The following is a 21,265-nucleotide window of genomic DNA, read 5'->3' as shown; positions in this document are numbered from 1 at the left end:
TCAATATTCATTCTCATTTACCTCTTAACATTGTGGATGCCTGGAGGCAAAATTAGCGCGTATAATTCACGCGGGCGATTGAAATGGAATTTCTTAATTGCTAACGAAATCTTTACGTTGTCCTAAAAACAGCCACCTGCACTTTTAGGGATAATGCGCTGTCACTTTTGAATGAAGTACATAAGAAAATCTCTGGTTGAAGGTCTTATTTCAGCTGTTTTCTCCTCATTAATACTGCGAAACCAAGAAATTTATGCTGCCGACTGCCTCTTCTCGTTCCAAAAAACGCACCCTTGTGTGGGTTATCGTCGCCATTATCGTTGCTGCGATCCTGGTCTGGTTTTTTGCTTTCCACCAAAGCGCGTCTGATCATACGGCAAAAAAAGGGGCGGGCGGCCGCGGTGGTATGCGGGCGATGCGCGGTCAGATGATGATGGGCATGGATACGCCGGTGCAGGCAGGAAAAGCCACGCAGGCGGATGTCCCTGTTTATCTGCGCGCGCTGGGCACGGTGGTGGCGAATGCGACCGTGACGGTGACCAGCCGGGTTGATGGCCAGTTAATGAAGGTGTATTTCACCGAAGGGCAGAAAGTCGCGCAAGGGCAGTTGCTGGCGCAGATTGACCCGCGCAGCTATCAGGCGACGCTGGAACAATATCAGGGCGATCTGGCGCAGAATCAGGCGCTGTCGAAAAGTGCTGAACTGACGTTAGCGCGTTACCGCAAACTGTATGCGCAGGATTCCTTAGCGCGTCAGGATCTGGAAAGCCAGATTGCGACCGCCGGTCAGTATGCGGGCGCTGTGAAAGCCGATCTGGCACAAATCGCGGCAGCCAAGCTGAATCTTGAATTCGCGAAAATCACCGCGCCGGTCAGCGGGCATGTCGGTTTGCGTCTGGTTGATCCGGGCAATATGGTCACCAGCAGTTCTACCACCGGTATCGTCACGATCACCCAAACTCAGCCGATTGCCGTCACCTTCAGCGTGCCGCAGAGCAATCTGCAAACCTTACTTAAAGCGCTGCGCGGCGGAAATCAGTTGCCGACCACGGCGTTTAATCAGGATGGCAGCGAAGTCCTCGATCAGGGCAAACTCCAGTTTATCAGTAACGAAATTGACACCAGCACTGGCAGCATCAAGCTGAAAGCGCTGTTTGATAATGCCGATGAAAAGCTGTATCCGAACCAGTTTGTGAATGCCCGTTTGCAGGTTTCCGTGCTGAAAGACGCCACGGTGATCCCGGCGGCGGCATTGCAGCTGAGCAGCGATGGCGATTTCGTTTACGTGGTGAAAGCTGATAACACCATTGAGCGCCGTTCAGTGAAATCCGGCCCGGACTTCGGTGATGATAAGGTCGCGATTTTGTCGGGTGTGAATCCGGGCGAACAGGTGGTGACGACGGGGATTGACCGCCTGACCAACGGCGCGAAAGTACAGATCGTGACGGCGAATTCTCTGGATGCGGCCGCAGCGGGCGGTTCTTCAAAAGAACGTCAGCAAAGCGGCGGCGTGGATAAAGCGACCACCGGCGCAGACAACGCCGTCGCGGGTAAAAACGAAGCCGGTAAAGACAGCGGGTCTAAATGAATCCTTCACGCCTCTTTATTCTCCGGCCGGTTGCGACCATTTTGCTGATGGTCGCCGTGCTGTTGTCGGGGATTTTTGCCTACAACATGCTTTCGACCTCGGCGCTGCCGCAGGTCGATTATCCGACCATTCAGGTGACCACGCTGTATCCGGGTGCCAGCCCGGACGTTATGGCGTCGGGCATCACCGCTCCGCTTGAACGCCAGCTCGGCCAGATGGCGGGTCTGAGCCAGATGTATTCCACCAGCGCCAGCGGTTCTTCAATAATCACGCTGAAATTCTCGCTGGATCTCTCGCTCGACGTCGCCGAACAGGAAGTGCAGGCGGCGATCAACGCCGCCGACAGCCTGCTGCCTAACGATCTGCCCAATCCGCCGACCTATAAAAAGGTTAACCCGGCGGATGCCGCGGTACTGACGCTGGCGGCCACCTCCGAATCGCTGCCGCTGACCAAAGTGCAGGATCTGGTGAATACCCGCGTGGCGCTGAAACTGTCGCAGATTTCCGGCGTCGGTATGGTGACACTCGCGGGCGGGCATCAGCCGGCTATCCGCGTGCAGGCCGATCCGCGCAAACTGGCGGCGCACAACATCAGCCTGGAAACCATTAATACGCTGATCGGTAACAGCAACGTTAACGGTTCTAAAGGCGGGTTCGACGGCCCGCATCACTCGATCACCATCGATGCCAACGATCAGCTGCGCACGGCAGATGAGTACGGCAATCTGATTGTGAATTATGAAAACGGCGCGGCGCTGCGTTTACGCGATGTGGCAACGTTGTCTGAAGCGCCGGAAAACCAGTATTTATCTGCCTGGGCCAACAAACAGCCGGCGATCATTATCAGCGTTCAGCGTCAGCCGGGCGCGAACGTGATTCAGGTTGTGGATGCGATTAAAGCGCAGTTGCCGAAATTGCAGGAAGCCCTGCCGGAATCGGTCAAAGTCAGCATTCTGTCTGACCGGACGCAAACCATTCGTGCGTCGATCAGCGACGTCCAGTTCGAATTGCTGTTGTCGATTGCGCTGGTTGTGATGGTCACTTTCCTGTTCCTGCGCAATGTCGCGGCAACCCTCATCCCAAGCGTTGCCGTGCCGCTCTCGCTGGTCGGCACTTTTGGCGTGATGTACCTGTGTGGTTTCAGCCTCAACAACCTTTCGCTGATGGCGCTGACCATCGCCACCGGTTTCGTTATCGATGACGCCATCGTGGTGGTGGAAAACATTTCACGGCGGCTGGAAGAGGGCGAAACGCCGATGCAGGCGGCGCTGAAAGGCTCGCAGCAAATCGGCTTCACCATTATTTCCCTGACATTCTCGCTGATCGCCGTACTGATCCCGCTGCTGTTTATGGGCGATGTGGTCGGGCGTCTGTTCCGTGAATTTGCGATCACGCTGGCTGTGTCGATTCTGGTGTCGATGATTGTTTCCCTGACGCTGACTCCGATGCTGTGCGCCTATTTACTGCGCCACACGCCGGAAGAAAAACAGAGTAAGTTTTACCGCAAAGGCGGCGAGTTCTTCGACAAAATGATTGCCGCTTACGACCGCATGCTGATCGTCGTGCTCAATCACCAGAAGCTCACGCTGCTGGTGGCGGCCGCGACGTTGGTCTTCACTGCGCTGTTGTATGTGATTGTGCCGAAAGGGTTCTTCCCGTCGCAGGATACCGGAATGATCCAGGGCATCACGCAGGCTTCGCAGGACGTCTCTTTCAGTGAAATGGGGCGTCGCCAGCAGTTACTGACGGCGGCAATTCTCAACGATCCGGACGTCGAAAGTGTGGCCTCCACCATCGGCGTGGACGGCAATAATACCAGCCTGAACAGCGGACGTTTGCAGATCAGCCTGAAATCTTTTGATGAGCGCAGCGAGCGCGCACCGGCGATTATCGAACGCCTGAAACAGGAAACCGCAGGTGTGCCGGGCATTGAGCTTTATATGCAGGCCTCGCAGGATCTGACCGTTGACGACCAGGTCACGCCAAGCCAGTACCAGTTCACGCTCGACGACGCCGACAGCGAAAATCTGGTGGAATGGACGCCGAAGTTGCTGGAAAAACTCAGCGCGCTGCCGGAGTTCAGCGACGTGGTCAGCAACCTGCAAAATCAGGGGCAGATTGCGTATGTCGAACTCGACCGCGACGCCGCTGCGCGTTACGGCATTACGGCGTCAGACGTCGATACCGCGCTGTATAACGCGTTCGGCCAGCGTCTGGTTTCCACTATCTTTACCCAGGCAAACCAGTACCGCGTCGTGCTCGAAGTGGCACCGCAGTTCCAGCAGTCTCCGGCTTCGTTTGATGATGTGTATCTGGCGACCAACAACAGCACGTCCACGTCCGGCACGGTGGCGACCACGGCGACCACGGCCTCAACGACGACGTCCGACAGCGGCGCGACCACCACCAATTCCGGCGCGACCAACGGCATGATCAAGCTGACGTCGATTGCGCAAATTCATATGCGCACCGGCGCGCTGTTGCAGGCGCGTCTGAATCAGTTCCCGGCGGTAACCGTATCGTTCAACCTGAAAGACGGCTATTCGCTGGAACAGGCGCAGCAGGCCATCAAAACGACCGTGGCGGATATCGCCATGCCGGACAGCATCACCCTGCGTTATCAGGGTGCGGCGGCGTCGTTTGAAAGCGCCACCGGCAATACGCTGTGGCTGATTCTGGCTGCGCTGCTGACTATGTATGTGGTGCTGGGCATTCTGTACGAAAGCTTTATTCACCCGGTGACGATCCTGTCCACGCTGCCGTCGGCGGCCGTCGGCGCGTTGCTGTCGCTGATCTTCGCCGGAACGGAATTCAGCCTGATCGCCCTGATCGGGGTGATCCTGTTGATCGGTATTGTGAAAAAGAACGCCATTATGATGATCGACTTTGCGCTCGACGCCGAAAACCGGCAGGGCTTATCGCCGCGCGAAGCCATTCATCAGGCGTGTTTACTGCGTTTTCGTCCGATCATGATGACGACTATGGCGGCATTGCTGGGCGCACTGCCGCTGATGCTGGCGAGCGGATCCGGTGCCGAGCTGCGTCAGCCGCTGGGGCTGGTGATCGTCGGGGGGTTAATCTTCAGCCAGATCCTGACGCTGTTCTCCACGCCGGTGATCTACCTGATGTTTGACCGTTTATCTCACCGCCTTAACCCACGTCACCGGCGTGCAGCACAGCGGGCGGAATAACCGATGAACATCTCGCGCTTCTTCATCTTCCGCCCGGTCGCAACACTGCTTCTGACGCTGGCGATCCTCCTGCTCGGTTTGCTGGGGTATCGCCTGCTGCCGGTCGCGCCGCTGCCGCAGGTGGATTTCCCGACCATTCTGGTGAGCGCCAGCCTGCCGGGTGCCAGCCCTGAAACCATGGCGGCCACCGTCGCCACGCCGCTGGAAAGGGCGCTCGGGCAAATCGCCGGTGTGACGGAAATGACCTCGCGCAGCTCGCAAAGCTCCACCAGTGTCATTTTGCAGTTCGATTTAGACCGCGATATTAACGGTGCCGCCCGCGATGTGCAGGCGGCGATCAACGCCTCGCGTTCGCTATTACCCAGCAGCATGCCGTCGCTGCCGACGTACCGCAAAGCGAACCCGTCGGATGCGCCCATCATCATGCTGGCGCTGACGTCGGCCACGCGCAGCAAGGGCGAGCTGTACGACATTGCCTCCAGCCAGCTGCAACAGAAAATCGCACAGGTCAACGGCGTCGGGCAGGTTTCTCTGGTCGGTTCCGCGCTGCCGGGCGTGCGTATTGATTTGCGCCCGGAGGCGGTGACGTCTTACGGCATTTCACTCGATACCATCCGCACCGCGATTGCCAACAGCACCAGCAATCTGCCGAAAGGGTTGCTGCAAGGCGCGAATCAGTCGTGGATGATTGAAGGCAACGGCCAGCAAAGTACCGCCGCGCAGTACAAAACGCTGATTATTACTTACATCAACGGTTCGGCGATCCGCCTCAGTGATATCGCTAATGTTTATGATTCCGTTGAAGATAAATACAACGTCGGCTATTACAACAGCACGCCGTCGGTGATGATAGGCGTGACGCGTCAGGCTGGCGCGAACATGCTGGAAACCATCGAAGCCATTAAAGCTGCGCTGCCGCTGATGAAAGAAAGCCTGCCGGGCGACGTTCAGCTCAATCTGGCGCTCGACCGCTCGCCGAACGTTTCCGCTTCCCTGCGCGACACCGAAATGACCCTGCTGGAAGCCACGCTGCTGGTGATCGCGGTGGTTTTCGTGTTCCTGCGCAACTGGAATGCAGTGCTGATCCCCGCGCTGGCGCTGCCGGTGTCATTAATCGGCACCTGCGCGGTGATGTATTTACTCGGCTACAGCCTCGATAACCTCTCGCTGATGGCGCTGATCATCTCGACCGGTTTCGTGGTCGATGACGCCATCGTGGTGCTGGAAAATATTACGCGGCACATCGAGGAAGGCATGGGGCCGGTGCGTGCGGCGCTGAAAGGCGCGCAGGAAGTCAGTTTTACCGTGCTCTCGATGACGCTTTCGCTGATCGCCGTTTTCATCCCGATCCTGCTGATGGGCAGTATTGTCGGGCGTCTGTTCCGCGAATTTGCGGTCACGCTCAGCGTTTCGCTGATCATCTCGATGCTGGTGTCGCTGAGCCTGACGCCGATGCTGTGCGCCCGTTTCCTGAAACGTAAACCGCCGGTGGAAAAACGTCAGCCGCGCATTTACCGGATGATCGAACGTGGCCTGAACCGGCTGCTGGCGGCCTATTCTGCCGCGCTCGGTTGGGTAATGCGCCATCAGCTGATCACGCTGGTCGGCCTGTTCCTCACCGTGATCCTCAATTTCTATCTGTATACCGTGGTGGAAAAAGGCTTCTTCCCGGATCAGGACACCGGCATGCTGATGGGCATGTTGCGTGCGGATCAGAACACCTCATTCCAGTCGATCCAGCCGCAGGTGCTGAAATACAGCAAGATTATTCAGGACGATCCGGCCGTTGAGGCGGTGATGAGTTCGGCGGGCAGCGGCGGGTTTGGTGCGCGTAACACCGCCACCTTCTTCGTGCGCCTGAAAGATTTCGACAAACGCACCGCGACTGCCAATCAGGTGGCTAACCGTCTGATGATGGCGACCGCCAAAGTGCCGGGCTCGCAGCTGTTCCTGATGGCCGCGCAGGATCTGCATATCGGCGGACGCAGCGCGAACGCGCAATATCAGTACAGTTTGCAGGCTGACGATCTTTCCCTGTTACGCGAATGGGCACCGAAAGTGCAGAAAGCGCTGGCGAAGCTGCCACAGCTGACCGGTGTGGATTCGGACTCGCAGACCGGCGGGCAGGAAATCATGCTCAACATCGACCGCGATCGTGCCACACGTCTCGGCGTGAACGTGAAAATGATCGACGCCCTGCTCAACAACTCCTTCAGCCAGCGGCAGATCGCCACTATCTACAAAACGCTGAACCAGTATCACGTGGTCATGAACCTGACGTCGGATTACACCAGCAACCCGGATGTGCTGCACCAGCTTTACGTGGTGACCGATGCGGGCGCGCAGGTGCCGTTATCCGCTTTTGCGACGTTCAGCGGGGCGAATTCGCCGCTGTCGGTTTCGCATCAGGGCCAGACGGCGACCACGACCATTGCCTTCAACCTGGCGGACGGTTATGCGCTGGAAGATGCGCAGGCCGCGCTGAAAACCGCCATGGCGCAGATTGGTTTGCCGGACACCATTCACGGGAGTTACGCCGGTACGGCGCAGGCATTCGAAGCGCTGACCAAAACCATGCCGTGGCTGATTCTGGCGGCGCTGGCGGCGGTGTATATCGTGCTCGGCGTGCTGTATGAAAGTTACATTCATCCGCTGACCATTCTTTCGACGCTGCCGTCGGCCGGTCTGGGCGCGTTGTTGCTGATGTTGCTGACCAATACTCAACTGACGGTCATCGCACTGATCGGGATCCTGCTGCTGATCGGCATCGTGAAAAAGAATGCGATCATGATGATCGACTTCGCGCTGGATGCCGAACGACGGCTCGGGTTATCGCCGCAACAGGCGATCACCCAGGCCTGTCTGATGCGTTTCCGTCCGATCCTGATGACCACGCTGGCGGCCTTCTTCGGGGCGTTACCGCTGGCGCTGGGCAGCGGCGGCGACGCGGATCTGCGCAGTCCGCTGGGTCTGGCAATCGCCGGAGGGCTGGCGCTGAGTCAGATCCTCACCTTATTCACCACGCCGGTGGTTTACCTGTATATGGATCGCACCAGCCGCGCGACGCACCGCTTATGGCACCGTTTGCGCCCGCATGCGACACCGCCGGAGGTCAGCTCTAATGACTGATAAAACAATGAATTCTTACCCAGAAGTGAATCTGATGACTCTGCAAAAAACGCGTTCTCTTGTGTTTCGTCTTGCGCCGCTGGCTCTGGCTCTGCTGGTCAGTGCCTGTGCCGTCGGCCCGGATTACAAACGGCCTGACGTTGCAATGCCGGTGGCGTTTAAAGAAGCCAAAGGCTGGACGGCGGCCGTTCCGAAAGATAACCAGAGCAAAGGCGAATGGTGGTCGGTTTATCAGGATCCGCAGCTTTCTTCCCTGCTGAGTCAGGTACAGATTTCCAACCAGAACGTCGCGCAGTACGCCGCGCAGTACCGCCAGGCACAGGCGCTGGTGACGCAGGCGCGTTCTGATCTTTACCCGTCCGTAGACGCGACCGCAGGCAGCACGCGCAGCGCCACGTCATCGTCGGTTTCCAACAAACAAACCGCGCAGCTCAGCGCCAGCTGGGAGCTGGATTTGTGGGGCAAACTTCGCCGCACGGCGGAAGAACAGGATGCCAGCGCACAGGCCAGCAAGGCCGATCTGGCGGACGCGACGCTCAGCGCCCAGTCCGAACTGGCGCAGGATTATTTCCAGCTCCGCGTCATGGATCAGCAAATTGCGCTGTATAAACAAAGCATTGAGGCGTATCAGCGTTACCTGACCGTGATTCAGAACCAGTATGCGGGCGGCAATACGTCGCGTGGCACGCTGGCACAGGCGCAGACGCAGCTGGAAAGTACCAAAGCCTCCGCGCTGGATCTGCAATGGCAGCGCGCGCAACTGGAACATGCGATTGCGGTGCTGATTGGCAAGCCACCGGCCCAGTTCAGCCTGGCGGCGAGCAACGTGAAACTGAACCTGCCGCCAATGCCGGATGCATTGCCATCGCAATTGTTGCAGCGCCGTCCTGACGTCGCTGCCGCCGAACGCACGATGGCGTCTTCCAATGCCGCGATTGGCGTCGCCACCGCGGCATACTTCCCGGATCTGACCCTCAGCGCGACCGGCGGATACACCGGATCCGCGCTGCATAACCTGTTCTCCCTGCCGAACCGCGTCTGGTCGCTGGGCCCGGAACTCAGCATGACCGTGCTCGATTTCGGGGCCACCCGCGGAAAAGTCGCACAGGCCGAAGCCGCGTATGACGCCGACGTCGCCAGCTATCGCCAGAGTGTGTTAACCGCGATGCAGGAAGTGGAAGATTATCTGGTGGAACTGCACACGATCGACACCGAACTTGTTGCCCGCCAGAACGCCGCCGACTCCGCGAAAGAATCCGCGCGCGTCACCTACAACCAGTATCAGGCCGGGATGATCGACTATCTCGACGTCGCCACCACCGAAAATACCAGCCTGACCCAGCAGCAAAGCGTGCTTTCGCTGCAAAGCACCCAGATGGTCACCAGCGTTAAGCTGATCGCCGCATTGGGCGGTGGCTGGAACGGGGATGTGGGGAAGTGATTTGAGAGACAGGGAAGGGCTGGAAACAGCCCTTTTCTGAGAACGAGGCCCGTTCCGTTTTACATTAAAAACGCAGAAGAGTGATCTTCAGCTTTGACTTCCATCCCGCTGAGGACATCGTTTAGAACGCCACGTAATATCGTCAGGAAGTAGCCATTAAATTTTTCTGTAGACAGTGTTCGTTCATAAACGTCAGTGGGGATAAAGCGTTTCATTTCATTATGGAATACACCTTTTTGCATTATTCCTTCCAGTGCATCCCGTTTCTCCCGGACTTTATCGACGTAATTTTCAACACGGTAATCCGCCAGTTTGCTGAACAGCAGCGGCATATTGATGCGCGCACCTTGTTGATAAAGCCAGACTAAATCCCACATGTCCCGGTAACGGATATAGGTCTGCGTTGCGGGGAATGCCACCAGTTTGTCGGCCAGTACTTCTTCCAGCGTTTCGACATAGATCAGCGTGTCACTGTAGCCGTCCGGCAAAACGAAATAGTTTCGGCCCAATGCCAGCGTATTTCGGGTGTAGGCCTCCACATTGGCAATCTCTATTTTTATTCTCTGGCGGGCGATATTGGATTGCCGGGGAGATGTTTCAATCGTAATTTGCCAGCGGTCGACATTAATCTGGTCATAATCGGGAAGCTGGCGCAACTCTCCGGGCGCTTTCACGCTGATGGCAAAACCATACCGGGCGCCGATGTACTCTTCGATGCAGGATTTCATCGCCATCAGCTGAGCGGAACAGAAAGTTCTGCCGCCGGCAAAGTCTAAATCCTCACTAAACCGGTTTGAGTTGTAGCAAAGACGCAGGGAAGTCCCGCCCTGAAAAACCAGCCCATCCAGCAAACCGGCTTTATCCAGACAAAAAAGCACATCGTAATGCAGTAATTCCTTTTCGATCACCGGACGCATTGCGGCAAGCCCTTCGCTTTGAAGCGCACGGTTAACCAGCAAATCAAAATCGACCTTTTCACTCATTATTCTTCCTTAATATCCAGCAGATGAGTATTCCTTCCTGCACGGCGCAAATCCCTGATTGCCGTAGCGGGTGTCGCTTGTTTCAGTGGTGATTGCGTTTCAACAGTGGCGTCGAGGATATTGAGAATACTGCGGCTGGTGTGCGTCAGCTCGATGGTGCCCCAGGGCGTTTTGTACTCACCGGAACGTCCGGTGGTCATTACCGTCAGCCTGTCGACAGGGATCTGCGAAATGATGCCGTAAGCCGACAGCGCAGATTCAAGGCTGACATATGTGTATTCCCCGCGCCGTAACGCCTTCACCACGTGCTCGAGAAGGTAACTGTCTTTGGGGGAGAAAATATTGACGTAAACACCCTTGATCGGTCTGCATAAAATTTCTTCATCGACAAGACGCAAGAGCCCGGCTTTCAGCGCATGCGGGGAGTCCTCAGGGAAGATTTTTTGCAGATCTCTCAGCAAAAAAACGGTACGACCCTGACGGCTTAGCGCTTCCAGTTTTCGGGTTGCTTCAAGCTTGTTCATTTTATCTCTACACAAAAGCGACAAAAAAGTGTCTTTACTGTAGAGATAAAGTGTAGCCGTTTGCATGCAAGGAAGCAAAAATCAGGGTTGAAAGATGTGTTATGTCTAAACGGAGCCGGGTTTTACCCCGACCCCGCATTGACCTATTTCCCGGCTTTACGTGCCTTAGCCACATCGCCCGGTGTGACTTCTGCGGCCTGATTTCCCCAGCTGGCGCGCAGGGTATTGGTTAACTCAGCGGCTTGCTGATCGGTCAGCGTCCAGCCATAACCCGGCATCGTATTGGACATATGTTCTGCGGTCACCGGTGTCTGACCGCCGTAGAGGATCACCCGCAACAGGGTTTGCGGATTTTCTGAATTCACCGTCAGATTGCCCGCCAGCGCAGGGATGGCCAGTGCCTTTCCATCGCCATTCACCCCGTGACAGGTAGAACAATAGCGCATAAAGGTTTGCTGCCCGGCAGGCGTTGCGACGGCGGTTTTAGCCGGTTTTTGCGGAACCTCTGCTTTCAGGCTCAGCAGATAAACAGCCATGCTGTTGAGATCGGCGTCAGTCATAAATTGCGTACTGTTGGTGATCACTTCCCCCATCGGCCCGCTGACAGCGTCACGGGTATTGCGCCCGGTTTTCAGCAATGTCACCAGTTCCGGCTGGCTGATTTTCAGGCCGCGCAGCGAAGGCGCGGACCAGCCATCCAGTTCCCCGCCACTCAGAAACGCTACGTTTTGCTGATCAACCGCTTTTTCCTGCTGCGCCCAGCCGCGCGGTGTGTGACAGGCACCGCAGTGTCCTGCAGCCTGTACCAGATAAGCGCCCCGGTTCCATTCGGCACTCTGATCTGCCTGCGGTTTGTATTCGCCGTTCTCCAGGAAAATGCTGTTCCAAACGTGCAGCGGCCAGCGAACCGACATCGGCCAGCTGATGTCATTGTCGCGGTTAGCGACCGGCTGAGGTTCCACCTCTTTCATCAGGTAGTCATACAGTGCGCGCATGTCCTTATCGCTCATTTTCACGTATGAGGTGTAGGGCATCGCCGGATAGAGTGCATGACCATCTTTGGCTATGCCTTCGCGCATCGCTTTATTGAACGCGTCGAAGTTGTAGCCGCCTATGCCGTGCTGAATATCCGGCGTGATATTGGTGGAATAAATATCCCCGAGCGGTGTGGCGAAACGCACACCGCCGGTCAGATCCTTGCCCTGCGGCGAAGTATGGCAGGCCGCACAGTCGGCTGATTTAGCGACGTATTCTCCTTCGGACAAAGCCACCGCGGAGCCCGCTGTCGCCATCAGCGTGGCGAAAATCATCAGATTTCTCATGCGTTCTCCTTCTTCAGTGCCGTCAGTTCATTCACCGCGCGCCATGCCTGATCCACCGCCGAGTTGGCGTACGGACTCCAGTCAGAATCGGAGTTAGCGATGGTGATCCGCCCGACCGGCTGACGGGCAAGGTGAATGGTTTTCTGCGACTGTTCTTCATCGTCGAACATCCCGCTGAGGAAGTAGGAATAGCCGTGCGACCAGCGGTTGACGGTGATCGCCATAATGTCGCGCTGATGGTCGAAACCGGCCTCGCCGAACATGCCCTGAAGCTGCTCGCGGATCATTTTTTCGTGAACGTCGAACGGGGTGCCGAGTAACAGGGCGCGGCCTTTACGCGACTGTTCGCGCGGGCTGAGGCCGCTGCCCGGCAAGGTCGGGACGTAAACCATATGCAGGCCAATCGGCTGGTTCGGGTCGCGCGGGTGCTGATAACCGCCCATATCCACCGGATAATCCAGCTTCACGCGGCTGTAAGGCGCGGCGGGGGAGTAAATCTCGTGAACGCCCAGCTTGATAAACGGCTGCCAGTTGCGGATCACGACTTTCGAATATACCAGTGGCGCTTTGACATTCTCTTTCAGCGCTGCTTTTTGCGTTTCGGCAATTTCAGGCACCAGATACGGGATCATCATATTGTAACCGGCCATCACCGCCTGCCCGGCGCGAACCCGGTGCAGCGTGCTGCCGGTCATGTAAGTTACGTCAACCGCCGGTTTTCCTTCATGCTCCACGTTGGCGACGTGCATTCCGGTGCTGTTGAGGCGCAGGCGCACCGGCCGCCCGGCCTTATCCAACTGGCTGTAATCAAATTTCGCCAGCACAATATCTTCCATCGTATTGCCGGGTGCCACTTGCGGGATCAGATGCCGCACCATCAGACGCGCTAAACCGGCGTTACCGTCGGGGAAGTGGAAAATATACGGCTGGTCGAGGTCTTCCAGCGATTCGGCATCCAGAGGCGGCAATCCCATATTTTCCAGCCCCGGCAGGGCGCAAATGCGTGCGTCACTGCACGATGTCGCATCAATGCCGACGGCCTGAAAATCATTGGTACGTTGCTGAAAATAGCGGATCGCCATCTCGCTGAGCCCGACTTTTTCGCGCAAAAATTGGGTATAGCTGTGCCCGTCAACCCAGGCGACTTTCTCTTCCTGGCTCATACCGTGCAGATAATCTTTTGATTCGGTGTGCAGGGCGATCAATGCCTTGCGGTCGGATTCCTGCAGCGGGAAATCGTTGATGAACGCAGTGATATCGCGGCCATTCAGGCGTTCTGGCGGAATGTCATCGGCCACCGCACGGCCCGGATCGCCGCTGACAATTTTATCTACACCAAAGTTTTTACGGTCAAAATACACGCCACGGCTCAGATGCAGATCCGGATAAAACGTCTGGTCGAAATCTTTTGCCATCGTCTCGATATCGACGTTCAGCGTTTTCAGTAATCCCATCGCCACCGGGCTGAAATTAGTGCGCGGCGACTGGAAAGATTCACTGCCGCCGTAACCGAGCAACATTTTATCCTCAACGTGAAATTCATTACGTTTCGCATGCCCGCCGAAATCATCATGGTTATCCAGCAGTAAAATGCGCTGCTGTTTTCCGTGCTGCTCCTGCCAGAAGCACGCCGCCGCCAGCCCGCTGATCCCGGCACCGACCACCACCAGATCGAACTCATCCTCAACCTGCAAACCGGAGGGATCGACCTTTTTACCTTCGCGCCCGAGAATGTGCGCGGCTTCGTAAGATCCCTGATGATTCCCGCGTAAACCGGTGAGCGAAGGCGGGTAATACAAAGACTGTGCAGCGGTTTGCGGCGAAGCCCGCAGCGCCTCGAACGGCGTCATACCGGCAGTGACGGTAATCGCCACACCGTTTAAAAAATCACGACGAGTGATGCCCATATTGTTTCCTCAAAATTACACCATCAACCCGCACGGAAGCCGTGCAGCAAAAGTTCTGTGCTTACAAAATGTCTCAGTTGTTTAACAAATTTAACATAAAGAGCGACTTAGGAAGAGTGATGTCGGGCGCAAATGAGGAATGAAGGGGCGGTAAGTTGGTAAACCTGGAAGCTTCGCCGCAAAAATCTTTGACCGAGTTTTTTGCTGCTGAGTATACCGATATGCTCAGAACAGCTCCCCTGTGAAGGGGGGACAGGGGGTATTAATGGCTGCGGGGAGTCACTATGTTCAATGGTTTAAAACATAAGGATTTACGACAACAGCTCAGGGGAAACCTGACGCGCCCGGAGTTTATTTTATGGCAGGCTATCCGGGGTAAAGCGCTGGGTGTGAAGTTCCGGCGCCAGCACGGGATCGGGCCTTATATTGTTGATTTCTACGCGGCGGAAATATCGCTGATTGTCGAAGTGGACGGCGAAAGTCACTTCGACGAGAAAGATATTTTTGCGGATGAATTGCGAACATGTCTTCTCAATGATTTTGGCATGAAGGTTTTGCGATATACAAATCTTCAGGTAATGCAGGAGCTTCCGGCTGTTCTTGAGCATTTGCTTGGTGAAATTGAACGACGCAGGCTCCGTTAAATCGCAGGCGTTTCATGCTAAACCCCCTCCCAACCTCCCCCTTCGCAGGGGGAGGAGCTAGAAACCAAAGCCTAAACTCAACGTTGCCTGAGTTATTCGCAGGAGGTGAAAAAAATCTTGGTCGGCTCCCTCCCCTGCGAAGGGGAGGGTTGGGGTGGGGTATTAAAAACGGCTCGGGATAAAATTTTTCACCCAAATTTTTTCCCAGATAACTCATCAATATTTCATTTAATTTCATCTTATCTATCAATGACCTGATCAATTTTTATCTGGTGCTATCCCGTTTTGGGATAATTTTTATGTCAGCTTACTCTTCCTGCGTAGACGTTTTACTTACTCATAACCAAGTAAAGGATCCTCCATGAATAACCCACAAAATTACACCGACTGGCATCAGGCAGGCATCATTGCGGCACTGCGGAAAAGAGGGACGACACTGGCGGCGGTTTCGCGTGGTGCGGGGCTGAGTTCATCGACGCTGTCGAATGCGCTTTCGCGGCCGTGGCCGAAAGGGGAGAAGGTGATTGCGCATGCGCTGAATGTGCATCCGAGTATTATCTGGCCGAGCCGTTATTTTAATACGCGGGGTGAACTGGTGGAGAAAATCCTGCGGGGAAACCGCTAAACCTGGAAGCTTCGCCGCAAAGGCCGCAGCAAACAAAAACGCCGACTTCCGTCGGCGTTTCTTATCAAATCAAAACATTTACTCCTTCCAGCCGCCGCCCAGCGCTTTATACAAACTGATGTCCTGATTCAGTTGGGCGAGCTGTGTGGTGATCAGCGTTTGCTGTGCGGAATACAGTGAACGTTGCGCGACCAGTACGCTCAGGTAGTTGTCGATGCCGCCTTTGAAACGCATCTGCGAGAGACCGTAGTTGCGCTGGTTGGCGTCGGCGTCCTGTGTGCGGGCCAGCAGTTCGTCTTTGTAGGTCGCCTGACCGGCTAAGCCGTCGGACACTTCTTTGAACGCCGTCTGAATCGCTTTCTCATAGTTGGCGATGTCGATTTTCTTGGTGTCTTTGGCAATGTCGAGGTTCGCCTGATTCACGCCGCCGTCAAATATTGGGATATTAATCGATGGCATGAATGACCACGCGCCGGTGCCGCCGTCGAAGAGCTTACTCAGGCTGCCGCTTTCAGAGCCGGCGGTGCCGGTCAGCGTAATGCTTGGGAAGAACGCCGCGCGGGCAGCGCCGATGTTGGCGTTGGCGGCTTTCAGGGTGTGTTCCGCCGCAATAATATCCGGGCGACGCGTCAGCAGATCAGAGGGTAACCCGGCGGGCGTCTGCGGGAATTTCCAGTCCTGTTGCAGCGTGGCACCGGCCAGCAGGTTTTGCGGGATCGTCGTGCCGACTAACAATGTCAGCGCGTTGACGTCCTGACGGACCTGACGCGTGTACTGCGCGATATCGGCCTGCGCCGCCCGCACCGTGGTTTCCGCCTGCACCAGATCCTGCGAGGTGCTGATACCCGAATCGTAGCTGCGTTTGGTCAGATCGTAGGATTTGTTCTGGCTGTTGGCAGTGTTGATCGCCAGTTTCAGCAGATCGTTATCCGCCGCCAGGCTCAGATAGCCGGAAGCCACTTCGGAAACCAGCGTGATTTGCGTGGCGCGCTGCGTGGCTTCGGTGGCGAGGAAGGTTTCCAGCCCCTGATCGCGCAGGCTGCGCACGCGGCCAAACAGATCTACTTCATATGACGTCACGCCGAGATTAGCGCTGTATTGCTGATACGTTACCGGTCCCGACGTTTGTGTTGAATACAATCCGCCCGGCAGATGCTGGTTGGTTTCACCGGCGCTGGCATTGAGCGTTGGCAGCAGGGCGGCGCGGTCAATCTGGAAGGCGGCGCGCGCCGTATCGACGTTTAACGCCGCGACCCGTAAGTCGCGGTTGTTATTCAGGGACATGCCGATCAGCTGGTTCATGGCCGGTTCATTGAAGAACGCTTTCCAGCCGATATCCTGCGCGGCGCGGGTGTTATCGCCGTTACCGGCGATCCAGTTGCTGGCGACCGGCAGGGCAGGACGCTGATATTTCGGTTCCAGCGTACAGCCCGCCAGCAGGGTGAGTGAAAACGCGCCAATTACGGACAGCGCGAAATGCGGTTTATTCATGGTGTGTTGCCTCAGTCGCCGGAAGCGCCTTGTCTTGTTTCTTTGATTTGCGCGTGAACAGGTTTACCACCGTCACGTAGAACATCGGGACGAAGAAAATCGCCAGGAAGGTGGCGGTGATCATGCCGCCTACCACCGCTGTACCAATAGAGTGCTGGCTGCCTGCACCCGCCCCGCTGGAAATCGTCAGCGGGAATACGCCGAGAATAAAGGCCATCGAGGTCATGATGATCGGGCGGATACGCAGCTTGGCGGCCTCCACGGCGGCATCAATAATCGACATTCCCTCTTTCTCGTGCAGCTCTTTGGCGAATTCGACAATCAATATGGCGTTCTTCGCCGCCAGCCCGACGGTGGTTAACAGCCCGACCTGGAAGAAGACGTCGTTGGATAATCCGCGCAGCAACACCGCGCCGATCGTCCCGAGGATCCCCAGCGGAACCACCAGCAGAACTGAGAACGGAATCGACCAGCTTTCATACAACGCGGCCAGACACAGGAATACCACGATGAGAGACAGGGTGTAGAGCGCCGGCGTTTGCGAGCCGGAGAGCTTTTCTTCATAACTCAGGCCGTGCCACGCCACTTTGTAGCCCTGCGGCAGTTTGGCGGCGATTTCCATGACGGCTTCGTTGGCATCGCCCGAGCTGTAGCCCGGTGCCGGTGCGCCCATCAGTTCCACCGAGGAAACCCCGTTGAAACGCTCGTAACGCGGTGAGCCGTAAACCCATTTACCGCTGCCGAAAGCGCTCCACGGCACCATATCGCCGCTGGTATTACGGAAATACCAGTTGTTCAGATCCTCAGGCGTAACGCGGGACGCCGCCTTGCCCTGGATGTAAACGCGCTTCACGCGGTTGTTGTACATGAACTGGTTCACGTACGCCGAACCCCAGGCCGCTGACAGCGTGTTGTTGATGTCGTCGAGGCTCAGACCCAGCGCCTGCGCGCGTTCGTCGTCGATTTCCAGCTGGTATTGCGGTTCGTCTTCCATTCCGTTCGGGCGAACGGCGGTCAGGCGTTTATCCTGCGACGCCATTTGCAGGAACTGGTTACGCGCGGCCATCAGGGCTTCGTGCCCCTTGCCGTTGGTGTCCTGAAGGAAGAAGTCGAAACCGGTGGCGTTACCCAGCTCCATCACCGCAGGCGGTACGAAGGCAAACACGCGGGCATCTTTGATGGTGGCGAAATGTCCCATCGCACGGCCCGCCAGCGCCTGGACTTTCTGCGCGGCGTCCGGACGTTGTGCCCAGTTTTTCAGCTGGACGAACGCAATGCCGACGTTCTGCCCGCGACCGGCGAAGCTGAAGCCGTTGGCGGTGAACACCGACGAGACAATCCCGCCTTCTTTATCCATCAGGTATTCGCGGACGTTATCGAGCACTTCCTGCGTACGTTGTGATGAGGCGTTGGCCGGCAACGTGGCCTGAATCAGCATGACGCCCTGATCTTCATCCGGCAGGAATGTTGTCGGCACGCGGGTAAACATAAACCCGGTGGCAACCACAATCAGCAGGTAAATCAGCATAAACAGACGACGGCGGGAGATGACCGTGCCGACGGCGCGGGTGTAATGCATCGCGCCTTTGTCGAAATTACGGTTAAACCAGCCGGCGAAGCCTTTCTGCGATTTCTCTTCGTCGTTGTGTTTGATGATGGTGGCACACAGCGCCGGGGTGAAAATCAGTGCCATCAGAACCGAAAGCGCCATCGCGGAAACAATGGTAATCGAGAACTGACGGTAGATGATGCCGGTTGAACCGCCGAAGAACGCCATCGGCACTAATACCGCCGACAGCACCAGCGCGATCCCGAACAGGGCGCCCTGAATCTGTTTCATCGACTTAATCGTGGCTTCTTTTGGCGATAACTTTTCTTCCGTCATCACACGTTCGACGTTTTCCACCACCACGATGGCATCATCCACCAGCAGGCCTATCGCCAGCACCATCCCGAACATTGTCAGGGTGTTAATGGAATACCCCGCGGCGGCCAGAATGCCGAACGTCCCGAGCAGAACGACCGGTACCACCAGCGTGGTGACCAGCGTGGCGCGCAGGTTTTGCAGGAACAGCAGCATGACGCAGAACACCAGCACGATGGCTTCGATCAGCGTTTTCACCACTTCTTCAATGGAGGCGCTGACCACCGGCGCGGTCTGGTACGGGAATTCTACTTTCACGCCCGCAGGCAGGGATGATTCCAGCCCGGCGACCGTGGCTTTAACGGCTTTATCGGTATCAAGCACGTTCGCGCCGCTCGCCAGACGCAGGGCGATGGCGGTTGACGGTCTGCCGTTAAAGGTGGAGGAAATGGAGTAACTTTCCGGCCCCAGATCCACATTCCCGACATCACTCAGGCGCACCTGAGAACCGTCGGCATTCACTTTGAGCAGCACATTTTTGAACTGGCTGATGCTGTCAAAACGCGTTTTACCAATGATGGTGGCGCTAACTTTGCTGTCTTTCACCGTCGGTAATCCGCCGAGAGAACCGGAAGAAACCTGCACGTTTTGCGCTTCAATGGCCGCGCTGACATCACTTGGGATCAGCTGATATTTATAGAGCTTCGCCGGATCTAACCAGATACGCATCGCGTATTCTGAACCGAGCACCAGGAAGTCGCCGACGCCTTTGGTACGGACAATCGGGTCTTCCAGTTTGGTGACCAGCAGGTTACTCAGGTCCGAGTTACTCATTTTGCCATCGGTCGAAATCAGGCTGACCAGCAGCATGAAGTTGGCCTGATATTTGGCAATACGGATACCCTGATTGACCACTTCGGTCGGCAACTGCGATTCGGCCAGAGACACTTTGTTCTGCACCTGAACCTGCGCGATATCCGGGTTAGTCCCCTGATCGAAGGTGGCGATAATCGTGGCACTGCCGTCGCTGTTACTTTGCGATTCGATGTAACGCAGGTTATCCAGCCCGTTAAGTTGCTGTTCGATAACCTGGACGACGGTATTCTGCGCGGTTTCTGCCGAAGCACCCGGATAGGTGACGCTGACGGAAATCGCCGGTGGGGCAATATTCGGGTACTGGTTGATCGGCAGCTGCATGATCGACAGCGCACCGGCGATCATGATGACGATAGCGACAACCCAGGCGAATATGGGACGGTTAATAAAGAAAGTAGACATTCAGCTCACCCGTTATTGCGCGGAAGGATCGGTCATCGCGAGATTAGCCTGTGCGGCAGGGGCGCTGGCCGGGCGCTCGGTGGCATTAACTTTTGCGCCCGCTCTGACGTTTTGTAATCCGTCGGTGATCACTTTATCGCCGTCGTTCAGCCCCTGATTTGCCAGCCAGTAGCCATTCATCATCTGGCCGGTGGTGATGGAACGCTGCTCGACGGTGTTATCGGCTTTCACCACGTAAACGTACGGTGCGCCTTTCACGTCGTGCATGATCGCTTCCTGCGGCACGAGGATCCCTTTGTCATCCACGCCCTGTTGCAGCTCGGCGTGAACAAACATGCCCGGCAGTAATTCGTCATGCGGATTCGGGAATGAGGCGCGCAGCGTCACGGAACCGGTGCTTTGCGAAACCGTCACTTCTGAGAATTCCAGTTTGCCCGGCAAGGCGTATTTGCTGCCATCTTCCAGCGTCAGATTGGCCTGTGCGGCGTTTTCACCGGCGGACTGCAATTTGCCGGAAGCCAGCGCGCGACGCAGTTTGAGCAAATCCTGTGAGGATTCACTGACGTCCACGTAGATAGGATTCAGCTGGTCAATCGTGGTCAGATACGCCGTCTGGCCGCTGGTGACGAGCGCACCTTCGGTCGACAGCGAACGGCCAATGTGGCCGGAAATCGGCGCGTAAACTTTGGTGTATTGCAGATTCACGCGGGCCGTTTCGACATCGGCGGCGGCTTCGCGCTCGGCGGCTACGGCGTCGTCATACTGCTGACGGCTGACTGCCTGCGCTTCGACCAGCGGTTTGTAGCGGCGCGCGGTGGCATCGGCGCTTTTCCATGTCGCCATCGCGCGGTCATAGGCCGCCTGATAGGTTGACGGATCAATCTGATAAAGCTGCTGACCGGCTTTGACTTCGCTACCTTCCACAAACAGACGTTTCTGGATTACGCCGCTGACCTGCGGACGAACTTCGGCGCTGCGCACCGCGGTTGTGCGGCCGGGCAGGCGGGTGGTTAACGTGACGGGCTGGCTGTGCAGAGTGACGACATTGACCGCAGGCACTTGTGCCGCCGGAGAGGCAGAACCGGCGGAACCATCACATGCGGAAAGCAGTACAACCGTACTGACAGAAAGAAACTTCAGGCGCATAGAATTCACTCTTTTTGGGGAATTGAGAATAACCGTTCTCAACAAGTCCCCCACTATACGAGAGCGCCACAATTCGCTGTGTAAGGTTATTGTCATGACGCATGTTGCGATGTTTCAAAATGGAAGGTAAAT

13 protein-coding genes are annotated in these 21,265 nt (G+C 56.5%); 6 read left to right on the top strand and 7 right to left on the bottom strand.

Features of this window, described 5'->3' with window-relative positions:
• The first annotated feature begins 253 nt into the window (after positions 1–253).
• The 4 genes from IV433_RS20755 to IV433_RS20740 are packed head-to-tail and all read left to right on the top strand — an operon-like array spanning position 254 to position 9,349.
• Positions 254–1,588: an MdtA/MuxA family multidrug efflux RND transporter periplasmic adaptor subunit gene (locus IV433_RS20755; protein WP_165061679.1), complete on the top strand. Its 1,335-nt coding sequence runs from the start codon at positions 254–256 to the stop codon at positions 1,586–1,588.
• Entirely contained in the window at positions 1,585–4,779 is a 3,195-nt protein-coding gene (locus IV433_RS20750) for an efflux RND transporter permease subunit (RefSeq protein WP_195815709.1), read from the top strand. Before IV433_RS20755 ends, IV433_RS20750 begins: the two co-directional genes overlap by 4 nt.
• Before the next feature lie 3 nt (positions 4,780–4,782).
• On the top strand, positions 4,783–7,908 hold the full coding sequence (locus tag IV433_RS20745) for an efflux RND transporter permease subunit (protein WP_165061685.1): 3,126 nt from the start codon (positions 4,783–4,785) through the stop codon (positions 7,906–7,908).
• Positions 7,901–9,349, top strand: a complete 1,449-nt coding sequence (locus IV433_RS20740; RefSeq protein ID WP_370530272.1) for an efflux transporter outer membrane subunit — start codon at positions 7,901–7,903, stop codon at positions 9,347–9,349. The genes IV433_RS20745 and IV433_RS20740 overlap by 8 nt, the downstream gene beginning before the upstream one ends.
• Positions 9,350–9,408: 59 nt before the next feature.
• On the opposite strand, the gene IV433_RS20735 is transcribed toward IV433_RS20740, so the two are convergent.
• From IV433_RS20735 to IV433_RS20720, 4 genes are all read right to left on the bottom strand, one after another.
• On the bottom strand, positions 9,409–10,332 hold the full coding sequence (locus tag IV433_RS20735) for a nucleotidyl transferase AbiEii/AbiGii toxin family protein (RefSeq protein WP_195815710.1): 924 nt from the start codon (positions 10,330–10,332) through the stop codon (positions 9,409–9,411).
• Positions 10,332–10,856: a type IV toxin-antitoxin system AbiEi family antitoxin gene (abiEi, locus tag IV433_RS20730; RefSeq protein ID WP_195815711.1), complete on the bottom strand. Its 525-nt coding sequence runs from the start codon at positions 10,854–10,856 to the stop codon at positions 10,332–10,334. Before abiEi ends, IV433_RS20735 begins: the two co-directional genes overlap by 1 nt.
• A 143-nt stretch (positions 10,857–10,999) precedes the next feature.
• Entirely contained in the window at positions 11,000–12,178 is a 1,179-nt protein-coding gene (locus IV433_RS20725) for a cytochrome c (protein WP_195815712.1), read from the bottom strand.
• Positions 12,175–14,085, bottom strand: coding sequence for an NAD(P)-binding protein (locus IV433_RS20720; RefSeq protein WP_195815713.1), 1,911 nt, complete (start codon positions 14,083–14,085; stop codon positions 12,175–12,177). Before IV433_RS20720 ends, IV433_RS20725 begins: the two co-directional genes overlap by 4 nt.
• 284 nt (positions 14,086–14,369) lie before the next feature.
• Between IV433_RS20720 and IV433_RS20715 the strand changes: the two genes are divergently transcribed.
• Both IV433_RS20715 and IV433_RS20710 read left to right on the top strand, forming a co-directional pair.
• The gene (locus IV433_RS20715) at positions 14,370–14,729 is read left to right on the top strand and encodes an endonuclease domain-containing protein (protein ID WP_195815714.1); all 360 of its coding nucleotides are present in this window, start codon (positions 14,370–14,372) and stop codon (positions 14,727–14,729) included.
• Between the two features lie 361 nt (positions 14,730–15,090).
• Positions 15,091–15,354, top strand: coding sequence for a helix-turn-helix domain-containing protein (locus IV433_RS20710; protein WP_195815715.1), 264 nt, complete (start codon positions 15,091–15,093; stop codon positions 15,352–15,354).
• Positions 15,355–15,432: 78 nt separating this feature from the next.
• On the opposite strand, the gene IV433_RS20705 is transcribed toward IV433_RS20710, so the two are convergent.
• The 3 genes from IV433_RS20705 to IV433_RS20695 are packed head-to-tail and all read right to left on the bottom strand — an operon-like array spanning position 15,433 to position 21,133.
• Positions 15,433–16,845 (bottom strand): efflux transporter outer membrane subunit, encoded by a 1,413-nt coding sequence (locus IV433_RS20705; protein WP_195815716.1) that lies wholly within the window; start codon positions 16,843–16,845, stop codon positions 15,433–15,435.
• Complete coding sequence (locus IV433_RS20700) at positions 16,838–19,987, bottom strand: efflux RND transporter permease subunit (protein ID WP_195815717.1); 3,150 nt, start codon at positions 19,985–19,987, stop codon at positions 16,838–16,840. Before IV433_RS20700 ends, IV433_RS20705 begins: the two co-directional genes overlap by 8 nt.
• 12 nt (positions 19,988–19,999) lie before the next feature.
• Positions 20,000–21,133, bottom strand: a complete 1,134-nt coding sequence (locus tag IV433_RS20695) for an efflux RND transporter periplasmic adaptor subunit (RefSeq protein ID WP_195815718.1) — start codon at positions 21,131–21,133, stop codon at positions 20,000–20,002.
• Positions 21,134–21,265: the final 132 nt, after the last annotated feature.

The sequence above is a fragment of the Rahnella laticis genome (assembly GCF_015644585.1).
Lineage (GTDB): Bacteria > Pseudomonadota > Gammaproteobacteria > Enterobacterales > Enterobacteriaceae > Rahnella > Rahnella laticis.
The sequence above is the reverse complement of the archived record's forward strand: the minus strand, read 5'-3'. Positions and strand labels throughout refer to the sequence as shown.

Coding starts and splice junctions, on each gene's coding strand:
- IV433_RS20705 (WP_195815716.1), bottom strand. CDS start 16,845: ATGAATAAACCGCATTTCGCGCTGTCCGTAATTGGCGCGTTTTCACTC.
- IV433_RS20715 (WP_195815714.1), top strand. CDS start 14,370: ATGTTCAATGGTTTAAAACATAAGGATTTACGACAACAGCTCAGGGGA.
- IV433_RS20725 (WP_195815712.1), bottom strand. CDS start 12,178: ATGAGAAATCTGATGATTTTCGCCACGCTGATGGCGACAGCGGGCTCC.
- IV433_RS20750 (WP_195815709.1), top strand. CDS start 1,585: ATGAATCCTTCACGCCTCTTTATTCTCCGGCCGGTTGCGACCATTTTG.
- IV433_RS20755 (WP_165061679.1), top strand. CDS start 254: ATGCTGCCGACTGCCTCTTCTCGTTCCAAAAAACGCACCCTTGTGTGG.
- abiEi (WP_195815711.1), bottom strand. CDS start 10,856: ATGAACAAGCTTGAAGCAACCCGAAAACTGGAAGCGCTAAGCCGTCAG.
- IV433_RS20745 (WP_165061685.1), top strand. CDS start 4,783: ATGAACATCTCGCGCTTCTTCATCTTCCGCCCGGTCGCAACACTGCTT.
- IV433_RS20700 (WP_195815717.1), bottom strand. CDS start 19,987: ATGTCTACTTTCTTTATTAACCGTCCCATATTCGCCTGGGTTGTCGCT.
- IV433_RS20720 (WP_195815713.1), bottom strand. CDS start 14,085: ATGGGCATCACTCGTCGTGATTTTTTAAACGGTGTGGCGATTACCGTC.
- IV433_RS20710 (WP_195815715.1), top strand. CDS start 15,091: ATGAATAACCCACAAAATTACACCGACTGGCATCAGGCAGGCATCATT.
- IV433_RS20740 (WP_370530272.1), top strand. CDS start 7,901: ATGACTGATAAAACAATGAATTCTTACCCAGAAGTGAATCTGATGACT.
- IV433_RS20695 (WP_195815718.1), bottom strand. CDS start 21,133: ATGCGCCTGAAGTTTCTTTCTGTCAGTACGGTTGTACTGCTTTCCGCA.
- IV433_RS20735 (WP_195815710.1), bottom strand. CDS start 10,332: ATGAGTGAAAAGGTCGATTTTGATTTGCTGGTTAACCGTGCGCTTCAA.